The sequence below is a fragment of the Acidocella aromatica genome (assembly GCF_014201825.1).
GTDB lineage: Bacteria > Pseudomonadota > Alphaproteobacteria > Acetobacterales > Acetobacteraceae > Acidocella > Acidocella aromatica.
In genome coordinates this window covers 293193-302907 of sequence record NZ_JACHFJ010000002.1, presented here as the reverse complement: position 1 = coordinate 302907, position 9715 = coordinate 293193, and the positions used below count along the sequence as shown (strand labels likewise).

Sequence of the window (9715 nt, the reverse complement as noted above, 5' to 3'; positions counted from 1 at the left end):
ACCGGTTAATGAACCGAAGTTTTTGGCGCGGCTTTTTTTAAAAGCTGCGTCTATCAGAGACATTTTTGAAACGCGCAAAAACCCCCGCAGCCGATGGCTCCGGGGGTGGATTGCCGCAAGAAAGCGGAAGCGCCGAGGCGCTTACTTGATCTTCGCTTCCTTGAACTTGACGTGCTTGCGCACGACAGGATCGTACTTGTTCAGCTCCAGTTTCTGGGTCTGGGCGCGCGCATTCTTCTTGGTTACGTAGAAGTAACCAGTGTCCGCGGTGGAAACGAGCTTGATTTGAACGACGTTAGACTTTGCCATGATTAAGAATCTCCAGAGCGCGCCGTATGGCGCAGATAAAGAGGTTTCGTCAAGTGTGGTTTGCCCTCTAGCGCAGCAAAGCTGCCTGATACGCCGCCGGTGAGGACAATACATGAGCGGCGGCGGTGAGGTCGAGATCCGAGCCGATATCGGCCGGACAGAAATTGCGGATGCGCAGCACGTCGTCCATGTCGGTGGGGGCGCGCATGGCGCGGGCGGCGGCCAGGGGCTTGGCCTGCAGGTTGCGGCCCTGGTCCAGCGCCGCCAGCTCGGTCTGGAGTATTTGCGGCCCCAGGCTGGTGCAGATCTGCGGCATCACGCCCAGGCTTTGCAGCGGCCAGCCGCGCGGGGCAAGAACGCGGCTCCAAGTGACGTAGAGCTCTCCGCCATCGGGCAGGGAGGTGAGTGTCTGCACCAGACCCTTGCCCAGCGTCTCGGAGCCGATGACCACGGCGCGGCCGTTATCGGCCAGGGCGGCGGCCAGGATCTCGGCGGCGCTGGCTGTCTGCCCGTCCACCAGCACCACCAGTGGCGCGCCGTTTGTCAGGTCCGAGCCCTCGGCCTTGAAGCTCTGGTCGGCATCCGGGTCGCGCCCCACGGTTTGCACGATCATCCCTGAGGGCAGCAGCGAATCCGCCACCAGCACGGCCTGGCGCAGCACGCCGCCGCGATTCCCGCGCAGATCCAGCACCAGCCCGGCGGGGGCGGGGCTCTGTGCCAACAGCGAGGCTAAGGCGGCGCCGAACTGCGTGGCCGTGCCCTTGTTGAAGGCGCTGATCTTGAGCGCCACCACGCCGGGGGCGGGCGAGGGTTCGGTGAACACCGTCTGCGGCGGGATGAAGCCGCGTGTGAGCGTGACCTGCTGGGTGGCGGGCGGGCCGTCCGAGGCGTCTTGCACCGAGAGGGTGACATTGCTGCCTGCAATGCCACTCATGGCCGAGTTCAGCCCGTCCACCGCGCCGGGATAGGCCGAGCGCCCATTCACCGAGAGCACGGTCATGCCCGGCAGCAGCCCAGCATTCTCGGCCGGGCTTTCAGCCGCCACGTCGCTGATGATGACATGGCCGGATTTGGCCGCGAAGGTGAGGCCGGTGCCCGCGAGCCCCATGATCATCAGTTGGTTCTGCGCCGCGATCTCGGGTGCCTCGTAACGGGAATAGGGGTCGAAATGGTTGAACAGCTCGTCGAAGAAGCTGCTGACGATTTCCTGCGTGCCAGCCTGCTGCAAGGCCGGGGAGGCGGCGTAGGCCGCGGCGGCCACCTGGGCGGCCACCTTGCCCCAGCCGGCGGTGTCGCCAGCTTGCGGGGCGGCGACGGCCAGCAGCAGCGCGTTGGGGCCATATAGGCGCACCTGTCCATCCTGCAGCGTGGCGTTCAAATCCGGGTCCAGCGCCGCGAGGCCGTTGAGGCCCCAGATCGTCATTTGCGGCACGGTGAGCGCCTGTAGCGAGCGCGGGGCGATATAGGTGAGGGCGGCGGACCATACGGCCCCGGCGGTGGCAGAGTCGAAGCCAACGGTCGCGGCATCGGCCACGCGGGTCCACAGACCGCCGCAAAGACACACGACAATGAGGAGAGTCGCGCGCCTCACCTGTGCCGCTTCTGCTTTTGCTTGGGCTTGCTGGGCTTCACCTTGCCGGGTTTGGTCTTTCCGGGTTTGGCCTGCGCCGTTTTACCACGCCGCGCCGTGCCAAGGCCGGGGATGGATTCCGCCATTCCGAACAGCAGGCCGCCGGTCACGGGCCGGGCCTCGTTGAGCCGAACGTCGATAGGTTGTGCCAGAGAGAATACATGGCGGCTCCGGCGTCCGGACAGAGTCTGGGTAGCCTCATCGAAGATCCAGTGATCATCCGGCAAAGACGCCATACTCAAGAAACCGCTCGCACCACTCTCTATTAGAGTGACGAATAAACCGAACTTCGTCACCCCCGAAACCCGGCCTGAGAACAACTCTCCAATGCGGTGTTGCAAATACAGCGCAAGGTAACGGTCGGCCGAATCGCGCTCGGCCAGGGCGGCGCGGCGTTCGGTGCCGGAAATTTGCTCCGCCGTGATGGCGAAACCGGCGATGTCCTCGGGCGAGAGACCGTCATTGCCCAGCTTCAGCCCGGTGATGAGGGCGCGGTGCACCAGCAAATCCGCATAACGGCGGATGGGCGAGGTGAAATGCGCGTAGCGGCTGAGCGCGAGGCCGAAATGCCCAATATTGTCAGGCGAGTACTCGGCCTGGGACTGGGCGCGTAGCATTGTCTCGTTGACCAGCGAGGCGGAGGGCGTGTCCGCCACCAGCTTGAGGATATGGTCGAGGTCGCGCGGGTGCAGCGAGTCGCCGGGCTTGAGCGAGATGTCCAGCGTGTGCAGGAAGTTGCGCAGGCGGTCGAGCTTCTCGGGGGCGGGCGGGGCGTGCACGCGGTACATGCAAGGCATGCTCAGGCGTTCAAGCTCCTCCGCGGCGCAGACATTGGCGAGGATCATGAACTCCTCGATCAGCTTGTGGCTGTCCAGGCGCGGGCGGGGGGCGACGCTTTGCACCTGTCCGTCCTCGCCCAGCACCACTTTGCGTTCGGGCAGGTCGAGATCCAGCGTGCCGCGCGCGTGCCGGGCCTGGAGCAGGGCGAAATAGGCGGCGAAGAGGTTGGCGTGGTTCTCCGGGCTCTGCTCGAACTCGGCCTGGATCTGCTCATAGGTCTTGCGCGCGGCCGAGCGCATCAGTCCGCGCCCGAACTTGTGGCTCTGCTTATGGCCGTGGACGTTGATGTGCATCTCCACGAACAGGCAGCCCCGGTCTTCGTCCGGCTTGAGGGAGCACAGCCCGTTGGAGAGCGCCTCGGGCAGCATCGGCACCACGCGATCGGGGAAGTAGCAGCTATTGCCGCGCTCGCGGGCGCAGCGGTCCAGCGGTGAGCCGGGCTTCACGTAATGCGCCACGTCGGCAATGGCCACGATCAGCCGGTAGCCATGCTCCACCTTCTCGGCGAACACGGCGTCGTCGTAGTCGCGGGCGTCGTGCCCGTCGATGGTGATGAGTGGCAATTCCCGCAGGTCGGTGCGCTTGCCCAGCGGCACCGGCTTGGCCTTTTCGGCGTCTTTCAGAGCGCCGTCGGTGAAATCCATGGGGATGCCGTGCTGGGCGATGGCGATGAGGCTGACGGAGCGGGCATCGTTGATGCTGCCGAGTTTCTCCGTCACGCGCGCGGGCTTGGGACCAAAGACGCGGCCGGGCAGGGGCTCGGCGCGGACGATCTCGCCCTCCTGCGCGTGCATGGTCTCGCCTTCGGGAACGATCCATTCCGTTTTTTGCCGCCGGTCGGTGGGCTCGATCCGCCCGCCATGCGGCGTGACGTGGAACACGCCGACGATGCTGCCAGCCTGCTCGGCGATGCGCTTGATGGTGCGGCCCTCGTATTTGTCCGGCCCGACGCGCCTGAGCTTGGCCAGTACCCGCGCGCCGGGGGCGAGTGCGGCCTGCCCTTTGGCCTCGGCGTGCATGAAGATGATCGGCGGGCGGCCTGGGCCGTCCCACACCACCGGACGGGCCAGGGCCTCGCCGTCACGGTCGATGCCGGTAACCTCCACCAGCGCGCTCTCGGGCAGGCGCCCGGCCTCGGTGAAGCGCTTGCGCCCGGCGCGTTCGGCATCGCCGGAGACCTCCAGCGATTTCATGATCCCGCGCAGGGCCTTGCGGTCCTCGGTCTTGACCGAGAAGGCGCGCGCCACGTCGCGGAAATGCACATTCTGCCCGGCCTCGGCCAGGAACTGCTTCACCGAGTCGCGGCTTGGCAGCGCCGGGGCGGCTGCCGCTTTGGCGGGTTTGGCGGCTTTGGCGCGGGGCTTTTTGTGCACGGTTTTCATGAGGCACAGTATGGGGCTGGAACCGTTACAGGACCATGCCCGGCGGGGGGAGAATTTTCGGCGCGGCAATTACACCCAAAGGTTGCTTTGTTACCGTTGATTAATTGTTAAGATTGTATAGGTTCCGGCCGTGACCAGCCGGCTCAACATCTCCGCGCCCGCGACTCTGACCGTGCTGGCCGGCAATGCCACACTGTCATCGCTGCGGGATTTGCCGCCCGGCATTACGGTGAATGCCCCCACCGGAGGCACGCTCACCGTGACGCTCCAGGCTGGGAAGGCGGGCGCGGTGCTGAGTGCGGGAGCGCTCTCGGGCAACGCGATTACGCTGAGTGGCAGCGCGGCGCAGGTGAACGCCGCTTTGGCCGGTTTGCAGCTCACCGAACCGGGTAGCGCCAGCACCGATATCATTACCCTGGCCGCGAGCGATCCGCTGGCGCTGGCGGCGCAGAGCGACATCGTGGTGGATGTGGTGGCCGGCACCGGCCCGGCTTTCATCAACCCGGCGAAGATCGTCACGCTGAGCCCAAACTCGCTCACCACGTTGCCGGATCTGCTGCTGTCCGACCCCATCGCCCAAGGGCTGGCCGCGATGGGGCTGGGGCAGGAGGAAACGCTGAGCCTTACCCTCTCGGTGGCGCGGGGCGTGCTGCTCCTGCCGGGGCTGACCGGGATGAGCGGCATCGAGGCGAGCGGCATCGGCACCGGGACGATCGAACTATCCTTCACCGCCGACGAGATTGGTACGCTCAACACGCTGCTGGCGGGGTTGGATTTTGCCGGGCCGACCGTGAGCGGCGGGCAGCATCTGGACTACACGCTGTGGAACCTGAATGGTGTGCTGCCGCGCGCGGTGACCTATGGGAACATCTACCTCAACACCGTGGGCACGGCGGCGCCCAGCGGCACTTATGCCGCTGGGGCGGATACGCTGATCACGGGGGGCGCCGCGCCATCCGGGGCGCTGGAGGTGAGCGGCGCAATTGCCGTGCTGGGCAATGTGACGCTGGCTTCGGGGACGAGCATCGCGCCCGGCGCGGCGCTGGAGGTGCCCTATGATACGCTCACCTTGGGTGGCACCAGCCTGGATTTCGGGCTGATCGACGCCGCCACGTTGGTGGAAACAGGCACACTGCTGGCGGCGGACGGGACCGTGGCCGGACCGGTGCAGATGAACAGCGGCGCGCTGCTGGAATTCGCCGAGGGCTTCACTCTGGGCGCGGGGCTGGGGAGTGATTACGCGCAGGGGCTCTCGCTAGCCTCGGGCGCGGTGCTGGAGGGGGCTGGCACGCTCTCGGTGGGGAATTTCTACGCTGCTGGGAAGATCGTCGGGCTGGGTACCATCCTGGCGCTGGGCGGGGAAACGCTGGAAGTCGATGCCGGGCTGATCACCGGCGGCACCCAGCTGGAGGTGGCGGCTGGCGGTGTGATGGTGCTGGGCGAGGATTCTTCGCTTTATGGCATGTTCAACACCACGCCGCTCACCATAGGCAGCTCTGTTACCCTTAGTTTCCTGGGCAATAACGGGGCGATACCCGTGAGCGGTGGCTATGCCGGAACGCTGGGCGGTGCGGGGGGCGCGTTCGTTATCACCGGGCCGGAACTGTTCTCGGGCGCCATTACCGGCTTCACGCCGGGCGACGAGCTGATCTTCCCCGGGCTCAGCGGCTTCAGCGTCTACAACGTCAGCCAGACCTCCTTTTCCGTTATGGGTGTCAACGGGAACGGCAATACCCAGACCTACACGATCCATGCTGCCATCCCGACCGGTTATTCCGCCGCCGCCGGGGTGGATGCACAAGGTGATGGCGTAATCTACCTGCGCCCCACCGCCCCGACGGTGAGCAGCGCGACAGTGTTGGAGGCCAGTGCCGGGGTGGCGCAGCCTCTGCTGGGGTTGAACCTGGAATTGACCGGCACGGCGGCGCAGAGCCTAGCCATGACCGTCGCCGTGGCGAATGGCGGTTTGAGCCTGGGCACGCTGGTGCCTTCGGCGACGTTGACGCTGACCGGGGCAAATGTGCAGGCGCTGAACGCCGAGCTGGAGGGGCTCACTTATACCGGCACCGGGGTAAGCGACGCGCTGACTTTTACCGGCGGTACCGGGCTGCTGGCGGGGTTAAATGAGCAGGTATTTATCACCGCCGTCGGCGCCGCCGGGATGGAGAGCTATGGCCCCGCCACTGGCCTGACGCAGGTGACGGCGGCGCAGGCGGTGAGTGGCATCGCGGTTTCCGGGACGGTGGAGTTCGAGAATCTGCTGGAAGCCAGCGGTTATTCCGGCACCGCGCTGCTGGTGCAAGGCGGCGGGGAAGCGATCTTCGGTGCCGGCGCCACCGCTGTGCTGGGTGCCGATGTGACGCTCAGCGCCGGTACGCTGGCGGTGTTGGGCACGGCGTTTTCCGTCAGTGGCAATGTTACTCTTACCGGCGCCAGCGAGGCGGTGGTGACCGGCGCGCTAACCGCTTCGGGAGGTTTGGCGCTGGCTGGCGGGGTGTTCGACATCGGAGGCGCGGCCAAGCTGGGTGGCGCAACGCTGGGCAGCGCGGGAACGCTGCTGGCCTATGGCACGGCAGCGGCGTTACTGGGGGCGGTTAGCAATGCCGGTGGCATGACGCTGGAGAACGACGCGACGCTGAGTGCCGCCAGCTATGATGGCGCGGGGATGCTGGTGCTGGATGGTACGGCGCTGCTCGGCGTGAGCGGGGGGATGACGGCCGAGGCCGGGGCGGGGATTTCCGTTGGGCTTGGAGGCATGCTGACGGCGGGCACGCTGGCCGATGCCGGGGCGATGGCCGTGGCTGGGCATGTGTCCGTGGCGTCCAACTTGAGCGCTTCCGTGGTGCTGGTTGGCGGCGCGGTCACGGCCGCGAGCTTCTCCGGCGGGCTAATCGGCTATGGCGTGCTGGCGACGGGGATTGCGGATACAGGCACCATCGAGGCGCTGGGAGGGCGGCTGATCCTGGCGGGGAGCATCGCCAATGCCGGGATGCTGGAGGTGGGCAGCAGTGCCGCGCTGGAGCTGAACGGGGCGGTGAGCGGGGCGGCGGTGAGCTTTGCCGGAACGAGCGCAGAGCTGGTGCTGGACGACGCGGCGTCCGGGATTTCGGGCATCGCCAATATGACCGGCGGCGATGTGGTGGATCTGGTCGGCGTCGCCCCGAGCCTGGTGAGTTGCGCAGGCGGTACGGTTTCGGTGCTCGATACGCTGGGCAATACCGTCACCGCCTTCGCGGTACAGACGGTGGCGGGGCAGTCTGCGGTGAGCATCGTCTCGGACAATGCGGGTGGCGCGCTGCTTACGCTTGGCGGGGAGATGCCCTGTTTCGCCCGCGGCACGCGGCTACTCTCGCCCAGCGGCTACCGCCCGGTGGAGGAACTACGCCCCGGAGATCCGTTGATCACCGCCTCGGGCGAGCGCCGCCCGGTGCGCTGGGTTGGGTGGCGGACGCTGGATCTCGGCCCAGCCCGGGCGCGCAACGCCCTGCCAGTGCTGATTATGCCCGGCGCGTTCGGCCCCGGCAGGCCTCGGCGCATACTGCGCCTCTCCCCGCTGCACTGCGTGTATGCCAATGGCGTGCTAATTCCCGTTACTCATCTGGTGAACGGGGCGACCATCCTCCGCGAGCGCGCGGCGGCGGCGACTTATTATCATGTCGAGCTGGACCGGCACGACATTCTGCTGGCCGAGGGGCTGGAGTGTGAGTCCTATTTCTGCGCCGGCAATCGAGGTGCGTTGTACCACGAGATGGGGCGGCGTAGCCCAGCGGCGCAGCCATGTGCGCCGAACGTCACCACCGGGGCGCGGCTGGCGGCGGTGCGGCGGCGGCTGCATGGAATTGCGCTCGCGGCCGGGTTCTCTCCTGGTTTCGTGCCGCAACTGCGCGTGCTCTCCGTTGCTGGGACGGCGATCCCCGCAATTACCCGCGCTGGGCATGGGCGCCAAGCCAGTGTGGAGTTTGCCAAGCCGGTGAAGCACCTGACCTTGCTGGCAGGCGCCACCTCCCCGGCGGAGACCAACCCAGACTCGGAGGATTGGCGCGCGTTGAGCCTGTGCCTGGGCGAGATGAAGGGGGCGACTCTGGGCGAGGGCTGGCAGCCTTGCGCCCCGGGCGATGGTGGGCGCTGGATGGGGGCGAGGGCGGAATTGCATCTCAACCGCGCGCGGCGGCGGATTCTGCTGCCCCTGGAGGCGATTTCCCAACGCTGGATGCGCCCGCCGGTTGACGCGCAGCGGTCCGGGGTTTAAGGGCGGCGCTTCGTTGCCGGGAACGTGGACGGGCGGTGGTCGCCCGCGCCCGCTCTTTACTGCATTTTGTGGTGAGGGGACTACTGGCGGAATTTTAACAAGAAGGACCAGCGCCGTGACCAAGCGCACAGAGAGCAAGTATAAGATTAACCGCCGCCTGGGCGTTAACCTGTGGGGCCGTGCGAAGTCGCCGGTCAACAAGCGTGAATATGGCCCGGGCCAGCACGGCCAGCGCCGCAAGAAGCCGTCCGACTTCGGCGTGCAGCTGATGGCCAAGCAGAAGCTCAAGGGCTACTACGGCAACATCTCCGAGAAGGCCTTCTACAAGTACTACGAGGAAGCCGTGCGCCGTAAGGGTGACACCTCGGAGAACCTGATCGAGCTGCTCGAGCGCCGTCTGGATGCGGTCGTGTACCGCCTGAAGTTCGCCATTACCCCGTTCGCCTCCCGCCAGCTGGTCAGCCATGGCCACGTGATGGTTAACGGCAAGAAGGTGAACATCCCGTCCTACCAGGTGAAGAACGAGGACGTGATCGAGATTCGCGAGAAGTCAAAGCAGCTCGCCGTGGTGCTCGATGCCGCCCAGAGCGGCGAGCGCGATGTGCCGGAATATGTCGAGGTCGACCACCGTGCGATGAAGGGCAAGTACCTGCGTGCGCCGAAGCTGGCGGACGTGCCCTACCCGGTGCAGATGGAACCGCATCTGGTGGTGGAATTCTACTCCCGCTAATTCGGGCTTATTCCCCGAACACGGAAAACGGCGCCTTCGGGCGCCGTTTTTTTGTTTGTCACATGCAGGAGACATTGAGGTTACAATCACGGCGCAGAAAAAGCAGGGCCGCTTCAACTCAAGGAGTTTTCATTATGCGCCGCGTTTTTCTTGCCTCCTGCATTGCGCTTCTGCCAGGCCTCGCCCTGGCGCAAAGCACCACCACCAACCAGCCTCCATCGCCGCCGCCGGCTGGCGAGGATTTTGGTCCTGGCCCGGACATGATGGGCGGCTGGGGCAAGGGGCATCGCGGCTTTGGGCCGGAGGATATGTTGGTGAAATTTTATGCCGCCAATACCACTCACGACGGGCATCTGACCCTGGCGCAGGCCAAGGCCGCGGGGTTGAACCCAGTGGCGGATCATTTCAGCGATATCGACGTGAAGAAGCGTGGCTATGTCACGTTCTACGACATCGAGGCTTGGCATCTGGACGACATCGCCAAGCATCTGGAGCGGCGCGCGGACGAGTTGCGCGCGCAGGACTGACCAGAGTGCGGGAGCGTTCGGCCTGATGGCTGAACGCTCCCGCCTTGG

At 66.0% G+C, this 9715-nt stretch carries 6 protein-coding genes; 3 read left to right on the top strand and 3 right to left on the bottom strand.

Annotated features, from left to right (window positions below; all coding sequences use genetic code 11):
* Positions 1-141 precede the first annotated feature (141 nt).
* The 3 genes from rpmG to rnr form a co-directional block, all read right to left on the bottom strand.
* Entirely contained in the window at positions 142-309 is a 168-nt protein-coding gene (rpmG, locus tag HNP71_RS04010) for a 50S ribosomal protein L33 (RefSeq protein ID WP_048877824.1), read from the bottom strand.
* Between the two features lie 67 nt (positions 310-376).
* Complete coding sequence (locus tag HNP71_RS14355; protein ID WP_183265575.1) at positions 377-1900, bottom strand: S41 family peptidase; 1524 nt, start codon at positions 1898-1900, stop codon at positions 377-379.
* A complete protein-coding gene (gene rnr, locus HNP71_RS04000; RefSeq protein WP_456304179.1) occupies positions 1897-4152 on the bottom strand; it encodes a ribonuclease R in 2256 nt (751 codons plus the stop codon). Before rnr ends, HNP71_RS14355 begins: the two co-directional genes overlap by 4 nt.
* A 139-nt stretch (positions 4153-4291) precedes the next feature.
* On the opposite strand from rnr, the gene HNP71_RS14350 reads away from it, so the two are divergent.
* The 3 genes from HNP71_RS14350 to HNP71_RS03985 all read left to right on the top strand — a co-directional run bounded on the left by HNP71_RS14350 (position 4292) and on the right by HNP71_RS03985 (position 9667).
* Positions 4292-8410, top strand: a complete 4119-nt coding sequence (locus HNP71_RS14350; protein ID WP_183265573.1) for a Hint domain-containing protein — start codon at positions 4292-4294, stop codon at positions 8408-8410.
* A gap of 115 nt (positions 8411-8525) precedes the next feature.
* Positions 8526-9140: a 30S ribosomal protein S4 gene (gene rpsD, locus HNP71_RS03990; protein WP_183265572.1), complete on the top strand. Its 615-nt coding sequence runs from the start codon at positions 8526-8528 to the stop codon at positions 9138-9140.
* A gap of 134 nt (positions 9141-9274) precedes the next feature.
* Positions 9275-9667, top strand: a complete 393-nt coding sequence (locus tag HNP71_RS03985; RefSeq protein WP_183265571.1) for a hypothetical protein — start codon at positions 9275-9277, stop codon at positions 9665-9667.
* Positions 9668-9715 lie beyond the last annotated feature (48 nt).

What these genes read in the sequence shown, in the direction of transcription:
- HNP71_RS03985 (WP_183265571.1), top strand. Translation starts at nt 9,275, where the DNA reads ATGCGCCGCGTTTTTCTTGCCTCCTGCATTGCGCTTCTGCCAGGCCTC.
- rpmG (WP_048877824.1), bottom strand. Translation starts at nt 309, where the DNA reads ATGGCAAAGTCTAACGTCGTTCAAATCAAGCTCGTTTCCACCGCGGAC.